Below are 14,966 nucleotides of genomic sequence, written 5' to 3'. Positions count from 1 at the left end.
TGATATGAGCAGAGCAGTTTATCTCTGCGGCTTTATGGGCTGCGGAAAGACTACCGTGGGGCGTGTTCTGGCAGACCTGCTGGGCACGGCTTATGCCGATATGGACGCTTACATAGAAAAAAGTGAGAAAATGAGCATACCGCAGATTTTTTCCGACAAGGGCGAGGGATATTTCCGTGATGCCGAGACGAGAGCCGTTGAGGAAATGGGCAAAAACGGCGGAGTCATTGCCTGCGGCGGCGGTGCGATGCTCAGGGAGAAAAATGCAGAGCTTGCCGCCAAAAACGGCGTTGTTGTATATATCGACACCCCTTATGACATCTGCTGGGAGCGGATAAAGGACGATGCAAACCGCCCCATTGTAGCGGTAAACACAAAGGAGTCGCTGGGGGAGCTTTATGAAAAGCGGAAGGCTCTTTACACCGCACACTCGGCGTTCAGGGCAGACGGAACAGGGGCACCGTCACAAATTGCGGCGCAGATCGCAGAATTTATAAAAAAAGTGAACATTACCCGCTGAATGCGGACAAAATATAAAGGATAGGAATTTTGCTAATGGATAAAGTATATTCTCTGGGAGTAGATATTGGCTCCACCACAGTAAAGACGGTCATTCTTGATGACGGAAAGATCATCTGGTCAAAGTATCAGCGCCACTTCTCAAAGGTGCGTGAGACCGCTGCAGAGCAGGTAGAAGAGATAGGAAAGATGTTCCCCGATGCACGCTTCAAGCTTGCTATCACAGGCTCCGCAGGTCTGGGACTTGCAAATGCCGCTTCTCTGCCTTTCGTGCAGGAGGTACACAGTGCGTTCATCTCCGTAAAGCATGATTATCCCGACGCTGACTGCGTTATCGAGCTTGGCGGTGAGGACGCAAAGATCATCTTCCTTACAGGCGGCACCGAGCAGAGAATGAACGGTTCCTGCGCAGGCGGAACGGGTGCATTCATCGACCAGATGGCTACCCTCCTTGGCATTACCGTTGACGAGATGGACGAGCTTTCCTCCCACGCTGAAAAGATATATCCTATAGCTTCACGCTGCGGCGTTTTTGCAAAGTCGGATATCCAGCCCCTTTTAAATCAGGGCGCAAGGCGTGAGGACATTGCCGCTTCCATTTTCCAGGCAGTTGTTGACCAGACCGTTTCGGGGCTGGCTCAGGGCCGTGAGATAAAGGGCAAGGTGCTGTTCCTCGGCGGCCCTCTCACATTTATCAAGGGGCTTAGAAAGGCTTTCGTGAACACTCTCCAGCTTTCGGATGAGAACGCTGTTTTCCCCGAAAATGCTCAGTGCTTCATGGCATACGGAAGCGCCCTCTACGCAACTGAGACTGACGGCAGCGACTTTACCGCCGCAGAGATCGCTCAGAAGATGAGAGCTGCCAAGATGAACGACGACATCATCACAGGCAGGAGACTTTTTGAAAATCAGGCTCAGTATGACGAGTTCATTTCCCGTCACGGCAAGCATGACCTGCCTTTTGAGGATATAAGGACATACACAGGCGATGCTTACCTGGGAATAGACGCAGGCTCCACCACAACAAAGCTTGTGCTCATAACTCCCGACGGCAAGCTGCTTTATCAGCATTACACATCAAACAAGGGTCAGCCTCTTGCGGTAATTACCGAGAGACTGAAAGAGATATATTCGCTTATCGGCGACAGGATAAACATTGTTTCCTCCGCTGTTACAGGCTACGGCGAGGACCTTATCAAGGCGGGCGTCGGCATTGACTACGGTCTGGTAGAGACTGTTGCCCACTATAAGGCTGCCTCCTACTTCTGCCCCGATGTTGACTTTATCATTGATATCGGCGGTCAGGACATCAAGTGCTTCAAGATAAAAAATCACGCCATCGACAGCATCATGCTCAACGAGGCATGTTCATCGGGCTGCGGCTCCTTTATCCAGACCTTTGCTCAGGCAATGGGCTACGAGATATCCGAGTTTGCACGTCTGGGACTTTTCGCCGAGCACCCTGTTGACCTTGGCTCCCGCTGCACCGTTTTCATGAACAGCTCCGTAAAGCAGGCTCAGAAGGACGGCGCTACTGTTGAGGATATCTCCGCAGGACTTTCCTCTTCGATCATCAAGAACGCTATTTACAAGGTTATCCGTGCAAATTCCGCAGACGAGCTGGGCAAGAATATCGTTGTTCAGGGCGGTACGTTCCTTAACGACGCAGTTCTGAGAGCCTTCGAGCAGGAGATCGGCAGGGATGTTGTCCGTCCCGCAATCGCAGGACTTATGGGCGCATTCGGCGCTGCTCTTTACGCCAAGGAAATGGCTGCGGCTGACAAGAGAGAAAAGTCGGGCGTTATCACTGCCGACAAGCTGGCTGACTTCTCCTACAAGTCCCGCCAGATAAACTGCGGCGGCTGTACCGCAAAATGTTCCCTTACTATCATCACTTTCTCCGACGGACACAGGTTCATCAGCGGAAACCGCTGCGAAAAGGGCGCAGGCATTACCAAAAAGGACACTGCTCCCTGCCTTTATCAGTATAAATACGAAAGACTTCTCAGCGTGATGAAGTCGGGCGACCCTGCAAGTCCCAAGGCAACTATCGGTCTGCCTTTGGTGCTTAATATGTACGAGCAGCTGCCCTTCTGGAAGACATTCTTCAACTCGCTGGGCTTCAAGGTGATCATCTCCGATGAAAGCACCCGTGATATGTATTTCAAGGGTCAGCACACTATTCCTTCCGACACCGTATGCTATCCCGCAAAGCTTGCACACGGTCATGTGGTGGATCTGCTGGAGAAAAAGGCGGATATCATCTTCTATCCCTGCCAGACTTACAACATTGACGAGGGCCATTCCGACAACAACTACAACTGCCCTGTTGTTGCATATTATCCCGAGCTTTTAAAGGCAAATATCCCCGAGCTTACCGAGGAGAATTTCTTCTATCCTTACCTTGATCTTAACCTTGAAAAGCACATCACGGAGGCTATACCCAAGGCGTTCAGAAAGTATGACCTTAGCAAAAAGGAAGTCAAGGCTGCATATGAGGCAGGTATGGCGGCTATGGACAGCTTCCACCACGATATTGAAGCAAAGGGCGAGGAGATAATCGAATATGCACGCAGCAAGCATATGCCTATCATAGTGCTTGCGGGCAGACCTTATCACATCGACCCCGAGATAAACCACGGCATACATAAGCTCATAACCTCTCTGGGCATGGCTGTTATCACCGAGGACAGCATCTGTAAGCGTTCCGAGACACCTGTGCTTCACGTTCTGAACCAGTGGACATACCACTCCAGACTGTACAGAGCGGCGGAATATGTCACCACACAGCCCGATATGCAGCTTGTCCAGCTGGTATCCTTCGGCTGCGGAATAGACGCAGTTACCACCGATGAGGTGCGCTCCATTCTTGAGAGCAGGGACAAGTTCTACACCCAGCTCAAGATAGATGAGATAAGCAACCTGGGCGCTGTAAAGATCCGTCTGAGAAGCCTTGAGGCTGCTATCAGACAGGCAGGCGGAGTAAAGTAATACTACAAAAATGGGAGCCGTTTGGCTCCCATTTATTTGTTTATTTGACAGTAAAATAGCAGTAGAATTCAGTTTCTTCAAAGTCGCTTTCTTCTGATGACGGTATAACATGGTAAACGACACGGTATTTGCCCGGTGTTGTCAGCATATCTTTGTATGATTCTGTTGTGTCAATGATGCTGTCTTCCTTTAGCAGTGTATCGGGGGTAACATTATCGGGGAGTATAAGGTCTCCCATTCCTGCAAATCCAAAACCCATATTACGATATTTCTTTTCAATATAATCATAATTGGGCTTTATAACTACCCATTTTCTGCCATTGAAGCGTTCGATATGGTTAAAGATTGGAGTATGGTCAGTCCAGTAAAAATCAGATGTATCATAATCATACTCAAATGTACCCATATCCTTGTATAGGTAGTATGTGTAAATCACTATGCTGTCGGGAAGCTTGTCGGCATAAAAAGGCTCTTTGATATTCATTGCATATACAACAGCGTTCTTTGATTTTCCTGTATAAATTCCGTTGCTGTCAAAAGTGTATATCTTATCCTCTATTTGCACATCGCCCACAGCATAGCCGCCCTCGTAATAAAAGTAGTATTTGTTGCCGTCTATGGTCTGCCAGCCTGCACAGCGCTTGCCGTTTCTGTAATAATTGTATTTGTGAACGGCTCTCGCCCAGCCCGTATATAAGCCTTTCGACGTTCCGTTTTCGTCAAAGCTGTATTTAAGCCCGTCTATGGTTTTAAGCCGTGCGGCAAATTTTTCGCTGCTGACCTCATAGTTGGTGTGGTCTTCATTTCGCTCAGCCGCAGACACATTGGCTGCGGCGGTGCTTATGAGCATAAGACAGGAAAGAAAAAGTGCGGTTTTTCTTGGTTTCATAAATGTCACTCCTTGAAAATTGTGGGTAATGTCAGCTTACGGTAATTATATTCCGAATTTTATCAGACATTTTCCTGCTCGGTAATCAAGGCTTCGGCATATTTGCCGTTCCACAGATTTCCCATATTTACAGTCCAGCGATCATCAACTGAAGTGCTGCTGCCGTCTGCTGTTACGCCTGTTCCGTAATACTGCAAAACAAGCTTATCCTGATCTTGTTCAACTACCTTGCAGTTCAGCTTTGTTCCTGCTCCGCTGTATCCGCAGTCAACGGAGTAATACAAAACAATATCATATGCTCCGTAATTATCTTGCACAAGTGATGGGGTATCATAATATCTGCTGTAATCGTAAAAAGTTATTTTTCCGATATCGGCAAACATAACATAGCTGTCAGGATCGCTGACGGTGACTGCCATGGGACGGATATCCAGCGTATAACGCTTGTCTGTCAGACGGAATGCGGCAAATGAAGCCGCAAGCAGTAGTATAACGAATATTGCAGTAATAAGTATCTTTTTGTTCATAAAACGCACCTCAATTTTACCCCGCTGCATAATGAAAGGTTGCACAGCGGGGTAATGTTGTTAAAAATGAAAATTATTGATTTGTTAAGGAAACGGTGTAATCAAAGGAAGTTGCATATCCATTTGTTTCAATAAACTCTAAGTACAGTTTGTCAATTCCCTGAACCATTGTTCCAGACAGTATAATCTTGTAGCTGGTAAATGCATTAAATTCCAAGTCGTGAGAGCCTGTTTTAGTGTACGTGGTTGCATCTGTTCCAGCAGAGTGGGCATATACATTAAGCTTTATTTTTTTCTTTCCGACAAAATTTGAGGGCTTAAATTTAAGCTGAGATAAATTTGATGTGCTGTTTATAATAAAAATTGGTGATAGAGCATAAGAAGTGTTACCGCCAAATGCTACTCCGCCTGAGTATGGTAAATAAACAGCTCGTGCATTTCCGCCCAAATCAATCTCTTCAAAATTAGAAGTATCAACAGTAACTGTAGTGCCTTGTGAAAGGTCAATATAAACTGTTCCTTCTTTATCATAAGAGTTGTATTTCCCTATAATATCATTTGAAATTTCCTCAGCATAACTTGTTGCCGCATATGCTGATGTTGTTGAAAATAACATGATTGCTGCTAAACAAGAGGATATTGCTTTTAAAGAAGTTTTTTTCATAATAAATCCGCCCTTTCGATATGGCTTTGGTTTTTAAAATTCTTTTTAATGATAATACCATGAATGTTATTTAAATCTTTCCATCGGATTTACCTCCTTTAGCTTTAGTTGATGATCTTAAATTATCATCTGTTTATATAATCCTTTTACCAAAGCATAGGGGACAGCTTTTCTCAAAAAAACTTATAATTCTGCATTTTCGACAAAATATGACATGATAATCGTGCATATTAAACAAGCATAGCCGTATTTATTTATCCTCACTTATTATACGCCAATTCATATATAAAATCAATACATTTTACAAAAATGACAAATTATTGTTATCGGGTTACAAAATAAATATAAATTTGACTGCGTGGACAAAATTTGCTTTACAAATAACGAAAAATGATGTATAATAAATTTAACTGTAATAAAAGGAATAAGGTCAAGAAAGGGTTATGAGCAATGTTTACCGATGTAGATGAAAAATACGGTTACACGGGTAACGACCTGGGGGCAAATTATACAAAGGAGAATACCGTTTTCAAGGTGTGGTCTCCGCTGGCAAACGATGCCACAGTGCTCCTTTATAAGTCGTGTACCGATGAAAAGCCATACCGCCGTCTTCCTATGGAAAAGGACAAAAAGGGCGTTTGGGTAAAGACCGCTCACGGCGATCTTAACGGCGTTTATTACACCTATGAGATACGTCACGATGACATCACTGAGGAAACCATTGACATATATGCCCGCACCGCAGGCGTGAACGGCGCTATGGGAATGGTGATCGACCTGGAGGAGACCAATCCCGCTGGCTGGCACAACTATCACCCCGAGCCGCTGGAGCATTACACCGACGCTGTTATCTATGAGATGCACGTCCGTGACTTTTCCATCGACAAAAGCGGAAACTTCTGCTACAAGGGCAGATTTCTTGCCTTTGTGGAAAAGGGCGTTATCAATGCCGCAGGCGACAAGATAGGCATTGACCATCTGAAAGAGCTGGGTGTTACCCACGTTCATCTCATGCCCTCCTTTGACTATCAGACAGTTGACGAAACAAGGCTCAATGTTCCTCAGTTCAACTGGGGATATGACCCGCAGAACTTTAACTGTCCCGAAGGCTCGTACTCCACCAACCCCTATGACGGCAGAGCGAGAGTTGCAGAGTTCAAGAGACTTGTTCACGCTCTTCACTGCCAGGGCATAAGGGTCATCATGGACGTGGTATATAACCATACCTATGCCACTGCCGATTCACCCTTCAACAAGATATTCAACAAGTATTACTACCGCCTGTGGGGCGAAAACGGCGAGTATTTCTCAAACGGCTCAGGCTGCGGAAATGAGATAGCCACCGAGCGCTTCATGGTGAGAAAATACATCATCGACAGCCTTGTTTACTGGGCTACCGAGTTTAAGATAGACGGCTTTCGCTTTGACCTTATGGGGCTTTACGATATCGAGACCATGAACAAGATAGACGAAACTCTTCACGCTATCAATCCCGATATCATTCTTTACGGCGAGGGCTGGATAGGCGGAGATTCACCTCTGGCTGACAGCAAGCGTGCAATGAAGCTCAACGCACGCCACACCCCCAATATCGCCTTTTTCAGCGATGATTTCCGTGATACCATCAAAGGCAACAACTTTGAGAACCGCAGCAGGGGATATGTAAACGGCGCTACAGGCAGCGAGGAATATGTCAAGGAGGTAATGTGCGGAAGAATACCTCACCCGCAGATACCTAACCTTACCAAGTTTGCATGGACACTCAGTCCCTGCCAGACCGTAAACTACGTTGAGGCTCACGATAACCTTACTCTCTGGGATAAGCTTATTTACACCAACCCCACCGATTCTCTGGATACCCGAAAGAAAATGGATAAAATGGCTGCTGCCTGCGTATTCCTTGCTCAGGGCATACCCTTTATCCAGGCAGGTCAGGATTTCCTGCGCTCAAAGCCTCTCCCGGGCGGCGCATATGACCACAACAGCTACAATTCTCCCGATGCGGTAAACAGCCTTAAATGGGACAGAAAGTCCGAGTTCCGTGATGTTTTTGACTACTACAAGGGACTTATTGAGTTCAGAAAGGCTCATTCCGCACTAAGAATGTTCACAGCCGAGGACATCGGCAGAAATATGAAGTTCTTCGACCATCTCCCTCAGAGAATAGTTGGCTTCGGTCTTTACGGGGACTGCGAGCTGGAGGAGATAATCGTGTTCTTCAACCCCACAAATGATGATATCACTCTCCACGCATTCGGCGAGTACAATGTATATATCGACGGCGACAACGCAGGCAACAAGCCTCTTTACACCGTCTGCGACGATTATATCATCAAGCCCCATTCCACAATGGTAATGGGCAGACCCTACCCCAAGCCCGAGGAGGAGGCTGCTGAGTGAAAAAGAAATACACAGTCCGCCCCACAAAAATGCAGTCGCTCCCGGGATTTATCGTTGGGATAGTTTTTGTCCTTTTGGGGATATTTGCCGTCATACCAAGCTCAGGAGCGTTCGGCATTATCTGGACCCTTGTTGCAGGGCTGATAACTGTTTTCAACGGGATAAATGTTTTTTCGGAGGACGGTATTCCTATGGGTACCGTTATCACCGAGGAAACTGAGCAGAAGCCTGAGGATAATACCCGTGAACGTCTGGAAAAGCTTGAAGCTCTTTACCGTGACGGACTTATTACAAAGATAGAATATGAACAGAAGCGCAGGGAAATACTGAACGAGCTGTAAGGCTTGTTCCGAAAGGAAGGTCAAAACAATGAAAAGAATACTTGTCTGCGAGGACGAGGGCGTTATCAGGGATTTTGTTGTCATAAACCTGAAGCGTGCGGGCTATGACGTGGTAGATGTTGACTGCGGCGAGGAAGCCCTCAGGGTATTTAACGAGGAAAACGGCAATTTCGATATAGCTCTGCTTGACATTATGATGCCGGGCATTGACGGATTTCAGGTGTGCAAGGAGCTGAGAAGAAAGAGCAGCACCATAGGCATTATCATGCTGTCGGCAAAAACTCAGGAGATGGACAAGGTAAGCGGCCTTATGCTGGGCGCTGACGACTACATAACAAAGCCATTCTCCCCCTCCGAGCTTACTGCCCGCATTGATGCGGTATATCGCCGTGTAAGTATGTCATTCATCAAGGAGGAGAAAACTCCCGTTATCCGTTCAGGCCCCTTTGAGCTTAACCTCAAGAGCAGGACTGTTTCCAAGAACGGCGTGCCCATTGATCTTACTCAGGTAGAGTATCAGATACTGGAGTATTTCATGAACAACCAGAACACCGCTCTTGACCGCTCCAGCATTCTCACCCACATCTGGGGCGAGAACTACTTCGGCGACGACAAGATAGTCGATGTAAACATCAGAAGAATCAGAATGAAGATAGAGGACGAGCCTTCAAACCCCAAGTATATCTCAACTATCTGGGGCTTTGGCTACAAGTGGTCGGGTGATGGCAATCCCGACGACGACAAGAAATAAGTCACAAGCAGGACAAGGAAGCGTTTGTTTCCTTGTCCTTGACCATCATTTGAGGTGAGCGCAATAAAAAGATCAAAAAACACCATTACAAGAAGATGGCTTGTCAACAGCTTAGGCGCAATCTTTATTGTGCTCATGAGCGTGCTTATGGCTTTTTCGGTGTTTGTGAACGTATATTACTACAATTCCGCAAGGCAGTACATCACATCAAGGCTCAACATGGTTTCGGGAATGCTTTCCCAGTATTATGCGGATAACCCAGTTACCTTTGCTTCCGAGGTGCGCTCCATGGTGGAGAACTGGTCGGAAAAGAACCGAATGGAGCTTATGACCATCAACAGCGCAGGGGAAGTGTCTATGACCTCCTCGGGCTTTGCGCCTACAAAGGATATCATCGCTCAGGACTATTACGACGCCATTGACAGCGGCAGCTCAGGCACATTTACGGGCAGGCTGCCCTCGGGTGAAAAGGTCATTGCTGTGAGCATCGTCACCCCAGACGCAACGGGAGAGTTCAGCGTTATAAGGCTGGTAAGCTCCATGAAGCGTGTTGACAGCCACATCGGGCTGTACATCATTATTGCGGCTGTGACCTGCGGTGCAATTCTGGCGCTGATGATGTTTTCGGGAATGTACTTTGTAAAGTCCATCGTTATCCCCGTAAGGCAGATAGGCGCTGCCGCAAGGCGCTATGCCCGTGGCGATTTTTCCGTAAGAATGCCTGTGAAGTCGGACGATGAGATAGGCGAGCTTAGCGAGATACTTAATAAAATGGTGGACGAGCTTTCACAGTCGGAGGCTATGAAGAACGAGTTCATTTCCAGCGTGTCCCACGAGCTGAGAACGCCGCTTACAGCCATAAAGGGCTGGGCGGAGACTATCGGTTCCATGCCCGATGACAGGGAGACTGTCTCCAAGGGAATGAGAGTTATCACCACCGAAACGGAAAGACTTTCACAAATGGTTGAGGAGCTGCTGGACTTTTCAAGGATACAGAACGGCAAGTTCACTCTTAACAAGGGCAACGTTGATATTCTGGCGGAGCTGGGCGATGCGGTGCTTATATATACGGAAAGGGCAAAAAAAGAGGGCATAGAGCTTGTTTATGCGGAGCCTGAGGATCTGCCTATCGTATATGGCGACAGAAACCGCCTGCGTCAGGTGTTCATCAACGTTATAGACAACGCCATCAAATATTCGGAAAAAGGCGGACTGGTCACTGTTCAGGCAGTGCAGCCCGATGAAAACCACATTGAGATAGAAGTCAGCGACACGGGCTGCGGCATCACTCCCGAAGATCTGCCCAAGGTCAAGACTAAATTCTTCCGTGCCAATCACATAAAGAGAGGCTCGGGAATAGGTCTTGCGGTGGCGGACGAGATAATCACCATGCACAGCGGCACGCTGGAGGTATTCAGCGAGCAGGGCGTGGGAACCAGCGTAGTGATAGTTCTTCCCGTGAAGCCGAAGATAAAGTAAAATTTCTTAAAAAGAGGTAAGAGCTATGTCTGATAACAAGATAAGGATAATTTCTGCTGAATATGACCATGTTCCCGATGAGGAGGCTGTGCAGCGCACTGTGGAGTTCCTGAACGCCAACATCACGGCAGACAAGATATATTACCGCAGCTATGATTTCCCCGAGTTCATCGACTGCGGCAGCAATCTTGAATATATCAAGTGCCCCTGCTGCAATGCGGACATTTCCTTTGAGTGGTGGGGCGAGCAGGTGGATAAGGCGATAGAAAATGATTTCGAGAGCCTTGATGTAACTATGCCGTGCTGCGGAAAAAGCAGCTCTCTAAATGACCTGAAATATCATTTCCCGTGCGGCTTTGCGTGTGCGGAGTTCGTTGTGGAAAATCCCGAGGGCGAGCTTGGCAACGAGAACATTATCGAGCTTGAAAAGATACTTGATACAAAGCTCAGGGCGATTCACTGCCATATGTGAGCTTTAAATGCACATAACAAAAATTCCCGCTGATCTCAAACTGAGACCGGCGGGAATTTTTTTGGAAGAATTATATATCCGAATATTGTCAGAAATCACTGTTAAGTATCTTCTTTACCTTGTCGAAAAAGCTTTTGCGCTTGTTGTAGTTGTTTTCGCCAAGGCTTGCCTCGAACTTGCTGAGCAGATCCTTCTGTGCCTTGTTAAGGTTCTTGGGAACCTCTACATTGACCGTAACGAACTGATCGCCTCTGTCGGTGCGGTTAAGACGCTTTACGCCCTTGTTTCTCAGTCTGAATACTGTGCCCGACTGAGTGCCCTCGGGGATAGTGAGCTTAACCTTGCCGTCGATGCAGGGAACTGTTACCTCGCTGCCGAGAACTGCCTGACCGTAGGTAATGGGTATCTCTGTATGGATATCATATTCATCTCTTACGAAGATAGGATCGGGACGAACCTGAACTGTTACATGAAGATCGCCTGCGGGACCTCCGTTAAGTCCGCTGTGGCCCTGACCTCTTACCTGAAGTGTCTGACCGTCGTCGATACCTGCGGGGATAGTTACATTAACTGTCTTGGATACTGATACTCTGCCTGCGCCGTGACAAGCGGAGCAGGGATTTGTGATTATCTTGCCCTTACCGCCGCAGCGTGAGCAGGGACGCTGTGAAGATATCATACCCAGAGGAGTTCTCTGAGCGGTCTTTACATAGCCCGTACCGTGACAGTCGGGGCAGGTATCGGTGCCTGAACCTGCTGCCGAGCCTGTGCCGTGACAGTCGGGGCACTGCTCCATGCGGTTGAGCTTAACATCGACCTTTTTGCCGTTGCAGGCGTCCATAAAGTCGATCGTAACATAGGTCTGGATATCCTGACCACGTCTGGGTGCGTTGGGGTTGCTTCTGGAGCTTCCTCCGAAGCCGCCGCCGCCGAAGAACGAGCTGAATATATCGCCTATATCGCCCATATCGCCGAAGCCTGAGAAGCCGCCGAAGCCGCCTCCTCCGCCTGCACCTGCACCGTAGCTGGGGTCAACGCCCGCAAAGCCGAACTGGTCATACTTAGCCTTCTTGTCGGCATCGGAGAGACATTCATATGCTTCATTGACCTCTTTCATCTTCTCCTCGCATTCCTTATCATCGGGATGGAGGTCGGGGTGATATTTTTTTACACAGGCACGGTATGCCTTTTTTATCTCTTCGTCCGTAGCTCCTTTCTGCAAGCCAAGGACTTCGTAATAATCTCTTTTATCTGCCATAGGTGAACACACTCCTCATTTGTCCCCATTTATATTATACCGAAAAGCACTTGACCTGCAAATAGGTTTTCAGTACATTTGCAGCAGTTTTTTGACCCTGCCGCATAACCGACAAGAGGGCGGAGAGATTCCGCCCTGAATGTCAGTTGATTTTCTTGATTATTCCTCGGTGAACTGAGCGTCAACGAAGCCGTTGTCGTCAGAGCCGCCATTAGCGCCGCCGTTGTTGTTGTCATTGCTCTGAGCATCTCCGCCCTGAGCTGCCTGCTGAGCTGCGCCTGCTGCCTGATATACCTTGGAAGAAAGGTCATAAACTGCCTTCTGGAGCTCATCGGTCTTAGCCTTGATATCAGCGGTGTTGCCGCCCTCCATAGCCTTCTTCAGCTCGTCGATCTTAGCCTGGATAGGAGCCTTATCGGACTCGCTTACCTTGTCGCCTAAATCTGCAAGAGCCTTTTCGCTCTGGAATACGAGGCTTTCAGCCTGGTTCTTGATATCTACCTCTTCCTTACGCTTCTTATCTTCCTCAGCGTATCTCTCAGCCTCTTCAACTGCCTTGTCGATATCTTCCTTGGACATATTGGTGGAGGACTGGATCGTGATGTTCTGCTCCTTGCCGGTGCCAAGATCCTTAGCGGATACATGAACGATACCGTTGGAGTCGATATCGAATGTTACTTCGATCTGAGGGATTCCTCTGGGTGCGGGAGCGATGCCGTCCAGACGGAACATACCGAGCTGCTTGTTATCCTTAGCGAATTCACGCTCGCCCTGGAGGACGTTGATATCAACGGCAGTCTGGTTATCAGCCGCAGTGGAGAATACCATTGTGTGCTTTATAGGAATAGCCTTGTTTCTCTCGATCATCTTTGTGCAAACGCCGCCCATAGTCTCGATACCGAGAGAAAGGGGAGTTACATCACGGAGAACCATGCCTGTTACATCGCCTGTGAATACACCGCCCTGGAGAGCTGCACCGAGAGCAACGCACTCATCGGGGTTGATGCCCTTGAAGGGATCCTTGCCCATGAAGTTCTTGATAGCTTCCTGAACAGCGGGGATTCTTGAAGAACCGCCGACCATGAGTACCTTGTGTATATCAGCGGGCTTGAGGCCTGCATCGGAAAGAGCCTGCTTTACGGGGCCCATTGTGGATTCAACGAGGTCGTGGGTAAGCTCATCGAACTTAGCCTTTGTAAGAGTAAGCTCAAGGTGCTTAGGACCTGTTGCATCAGCTGTGATGTAGGGGAGATTTATCATAGAGGAAGGAGTGGAGGAAAGCTCGATCTTGGACTTTTCTGCTGCTTCCTTGAGTCTCTGCATAGCCATCTTATCCTTGGTAAGGTCGATTCCGTCGGAAGCCTTGAAGGACTCGATCATCCAGTTGATTATTCTCTGGTCGAAGTCATCGCCGCCCAGGTGGTTGTTACCTGCGGTAGCCTTAACTTCCTGAACACCGTCGCCCATCTCAATGATGGATACATCGAATGTACCGCCGCCCAGGTCGTAAACCATAACGGTCTGATCCTGTTCCTTATCGATGCCGTAGGAAAGAGCCGCAGCGGTAGGCTCGTTGATGATACGCTTTACGTTAAGACCTGCGATCTGACCTGCATCCTTTGTTGCCTGACGCTGTGCGTCGGTGAAGTATGCGGGAACGGTGATTACAGCTTCTGTAACGGGTTCGCCGAGATATGCCTCAGCATCAGCCTTAAGCTTCTGGAGGATCATAGCGGAAATTTCCTGAGGAGTGTACTTCTTGCCGTCGATGTCAACCTTGTAGTCGGTACCCATGTGTCTCTTGATAGAGGAAATGGTTCTTTCAGCGTTGGTAACTGCCTGACGCTTTGCAACCTGACCAACAAGTCTTTCGCCTGTCTTTGTGAAGCCTACAACGGAAGGCGTGGTTCTTGCACCCTCAGAGTTGGGGATTACGACTGCGGAGCCGCCTTCCATAACTGCTACGCAGGAGTTAGTTGTACCAAGGTCAATACCAATAATCTTTGACATATAAATTCTTCCTTTCAAAATGTCGCTTTAAGCGGCTGTGATTTTCATTTTTTGCGTTCGGTCATCACGGATTTGCAACTGTTACCATTGCGTGGCGGATGACCTTGTTGCCCATGATGTAGCCCTTCTGGAGAACTGCCGCTACGGTGTTTTCTCCCAGGTTCTCATCTGTGATCTGGCTTACGGCGTTGTGGAAATTGGGGTCAAAGGGCTTGCCTTCTGCTTCTATTTCCTTTACGCCAAGCTTTTCGAGGATAGCGGTGTACTGCCTGAAAATCATCTCAACGCCCTTTTTGAAGTTAGCGTCGGCACATTCGGCGGTGAGCGCTCTTTCAAAGTTATCTATTACCGAAAGAACTTCGGTGACAGCCTTTGTAAGGGCATTGTCGTATGCGTCCTGCTTTTCTTTGAGGGAACGTGTGCGGTAATTGTAATATTCCGCATCAAGTCTGAGATATTTCTCCTTTTCATCGGCAAGCTCTTTTTCAAGAGCCTCTATCTTCTGCTGAAGCTCAGCTGTTTTATCTGCTTCGGCAGCTGCGGCTTCCGTTTCAGTTGCAACATCGGCAGCTGCATCGGTCTCAGCAGCTTCGGCAGCATTTTTCATGCTCTCCTCAGCTTCGGATGTCTGCTGTGAAGGGTCCTTAACTTCTTCTGTCATTTAT

Annotated in this window: 13 protein-coding genes; 7 read left to right on the top strand and 6 right to left on the bottom strand. The window is 47.9% G+C overall.

Going from position 1 to position 14,966, the window contains the following annotated elements; translation table 11 throughout:
- Positions 1–4 precede the first annotated feature (4 nt).
- Together OCV68_RS12630 and OCV68_RS12625 are read left to right on the top strand one after the other, a co-directional pair.
- Positions 5–520: a shikimate kinase gene (locus OCV68_RS12630; RefSeq protein ID WP_262573179.1), complete on the top strand. Its 516-nt coding sequence runs from the start codon at positions 5–7 to the stop codon at positions 518–520.
- A 35-nt stretch (positions 521–555) separates the two neighbouring features.
- Positions 556–3,510: an acyl-CoA dehydratase activase-related protein gene (locus OCV68_RS12625; protein WP_147622833.1), complete on the top strand. Its 2,955-nt coding sequence runs from the start codon at positions 556–558 to the stop codon at positions 3,508–3,510.
- A 40-nt stretch (positions 3,511–3,550) separates the two neighbouring features.
- Here the strand turns inward: OCV68_RS12625 and OCV68_RS12620 are convergent, their stop codons facing one another.
- The 3 genes from OCV68_RS12620 to OCV68_RS12610 all read right to left on the bottom strand — a co-directional run bounded on the left by OCV68_RS12620 (position 3,551) and on the right by OCV68_RS12610 (position 5,590).
- On the bottom strand, positions 3,551–4,399 hold the full coding sequence (locus OCV68_RS12620) for a hypothetical protein (protein ID WP_262573176.1): 849 nt from the start codon (positions 4,397–4,399) through the stop codon (positions 3,551–3,553).
- Between the two features lie 62 nt (positions 4,400–4,461).
- On the bottom strand, positions 4,462–4,926 hold the full coding sequence (locus OCV68_RS12615; RefSeq protein WP_022475186.1) for a hypothetical protein: 465 nt from the start codon (positions 4,924–4,926) through the stop codon (positions 4,462–4,464).
- 73 nt (positions 4,927–4,999) lie between these two features.
- The gene (locus tag OCV68_RS12610) at positions 5,000–5,590 is read right to left on the bottom strand and encodes a hypothetical protein (protein WP_262573172.1); all 591 of its coding nucleotides are present in this window, start codon (positions 5,588–5,590) and stop codon (positions 5,000–5,002) included.
- Positions 5,591–6,040: 450 nt separating this feature from the next.
- On the opposite strand from OCV68_RS12610, the gene pulA reads away from it, so the two are divergent.
- The 5 genes from pulA (at position 6,041) to OCV68_RS12585 (ending at position 11,033) form a co-directional block, all read left to right on the top strand.
- Positions 6,041–7,990 (top strand): type I pullulanase, encoded by a 1,950-nt coding sequence (gene pulA / locus OCV68_RS12605; protein ID WP_262573170.1) that lies wholly within the window; start codon positions 6,041–6,043, stop codon positions 7,988–7,990.
- Positions 7,987–8,331 carry an SHOCT domain-containing protein gene (locus tag OCV68_RS12600; RefSeq protein WP_262573168.1) on the top strand — a complete coding sequence of 115 codons (345 nt, stop codon included), beginning with the start codon at positions 7,987–7,989 and terminating at the stop codon, positions 8,329–8,331. Before pulA ends, OCV68_RS12600 begins: the two co-directional genes overlap by 4 nt.
- 28 nt (positions 8,332–8,359) lie before the next feature.
- A complete protein-coding gene (locus OCV68_RS12595; protein WP_022475190.1) occupies positions 8,360–9,082 on the top strand; it encodes a response regulator transcription factor in 723 nt (240 codons plus the stop codon).
- A 135-nt stretch (positions 9,083–9,217) separates the two neighbouring features.
- Positions 9,218–10,561 (top strand): sensor histidine kinase, encoded by a 1,344-nt coding sequence (locus tag OCV68_RS12590; protein ID WP_262573229.1) that lies wholly within the window; start codon positions 9,218–9,220, stop codon positions 10,559–10,561.
- A 25-nt stretch (positions 10,562–10,586) separates the two neighbouring features.
- On the top strand, positions 10,587–11,033 hold the full coding sequence (locus OCV68_RS12585; RefSeq protein ID WP_262573165.1) for a hypothetical protein: 447 nt from the start codon (positions 10,587–10,589) through the stop codon (positions 11,031–11,033).
- A gap of 88 nt (positions 11,034–11,121) precedes the next feature.
- On the opposite strand, the gene dnaJ is transcribed toward OCV68_RS12585, so the two are convergent.
- The 3 genes from dnaJ to grpE all read right to left on the bottom strand — a co-directional run bounded on the left by dnaJ (position 11,122) and on the right by grpE (position 14,962).
- Positions 11,122–12,291 carry a molecular chaperone DnaJ gene (dnaJ, locus tag OCV68_RS12580; protein ID WP_262573163.1) on the bottom strand — a complete coding sequence of 390 codons (1,170 nt, stop codon included), beginning with the start codon at positions 12,289–12,291 and terminating at the stop codon, positions 11,122–11,124.
- 159 nt (positions 12,292–12,450) lie between these two features.
- Positions 12,451–14,301 carry a molecular chaperone DnaK gene (dnaK, locus tag OCV68_RS12575; protein WP_262573160.1) on the bottom strand — a complete coding sequence of 617 codons (1,851 nt, stop codon included), beginning with the start codon at positions 14,299–14,301 and terminating at the stop codon, positions 12,451–12,453.
- 64 nt (positions 14,302–14,365) lie between these two features.
- Entirely contained in the window at positions 14,366–14,962 is a 597-nt protein-coding gene (gene grpE, locus OCV68_RS12570; RefSeq protein ID WP_262573157.1) for a nucleotide exchange factor GrpE, read from the bottom strand.
- Positions 14,963–14,966: the final 4 nt, after the last annotated feature.

The organism is Huintestinicola butyrica, assembly GCF_025567215.1.
Lineage (GTDB): Bacteria > Bacillota > Clostridia > Oscillospirales > Ruminococcaceae > Huintestinicola > Huintestinicola butyrica.
This window is presented reverse-complemented; position numbering and strand designations above follow the sequence as displayed.

Excerpts from the sequence above, each read along its gene's own strand:
- OCV68_RS12630 (WP_262573179.1), top strand. The coding sequence starts at position 5 with ATGAGCAGAGCAGTTTATCTCTGCGGCTTTATGGGCTGCGGAAAGACT.
- OCV68_RS12625 (WP_147622833.1), top strand. The coding sequence starts at position 556 with ATGGATAAAGTATATTCTCTGGGAGTAGATATTGGCTCCACCACAGTA.
- OCV68_RS12620 (WP_262573176.1), bottom strand. The coding sequence starts at position 4,399 with ATGAAACCAAGAAAAACCGCACTTTTTCTTTCCTGTCTTATGCTCATA.
- OCV68_RS12615 (WP_022475186.1), bottom strand. The coding sequence starts at position 4,926 with ATGAACAAAAAGATACTTATTACTGCAATATTCGTTATACTACTGCTT.
- OCV68_RS12610 (WP_262573172.1), bottom strand. The coding sequence starts at position 5,590 with ATGAAAAAAACTTCTTTAAAAGCAATATCCTCTTGTTTAGCAGCAATC.
- pulA (WP_262573170.1), top strand. The coding sequence starts at position 6,041 with ATGTTTACCGATGTAGATGAAAAATACGGTTACACGGGTAACGACCTG.
- OCV68_RS12595 (WP_022475190.1), top strand. The coding sequence starts at position 8,360 with ATGAAAAGAATACTTGTCTGCGAGGACGAGGGCGTTATCAGGGATTTT.
- OCV68_RS12590 (WP_262573229.1), top strand. The coding sequence starts at position 9,218 with ATGAGCGTGCTTATGGCTTTTTCGGTGTTTGTGAACGTATATTACTAC.
- OCV68_RS12585 (WP_262573165.1), top strand. The coding sequence starts at position 10,587 with ATGTCTGATAACAAGATAAGGATAATTTCTGCTGAATATGACCATGTT.
- dnaJ (WP_262573163.1), bottom strand. The coding sequence starts at position 12,291 with ATGGCAGATAAAAGAGATTATTACGAAGTCCTTGGCTTGCAGAAAGGA.
- dnaK (WP_262573160.1), bottom strand. The coding sequence starts at position 14,301 with ATGTCAAAGATTATTGGTATTGACCTTGGTACAACTAACTCCTGCGTA.
- grpE (WP_262573157.1), bottom strand. The coding sequence starts at position 14,962 with ATGACAGAAGAAGTTAAGGACCCTTCACAGCAGACATCCGAAGCTGAG.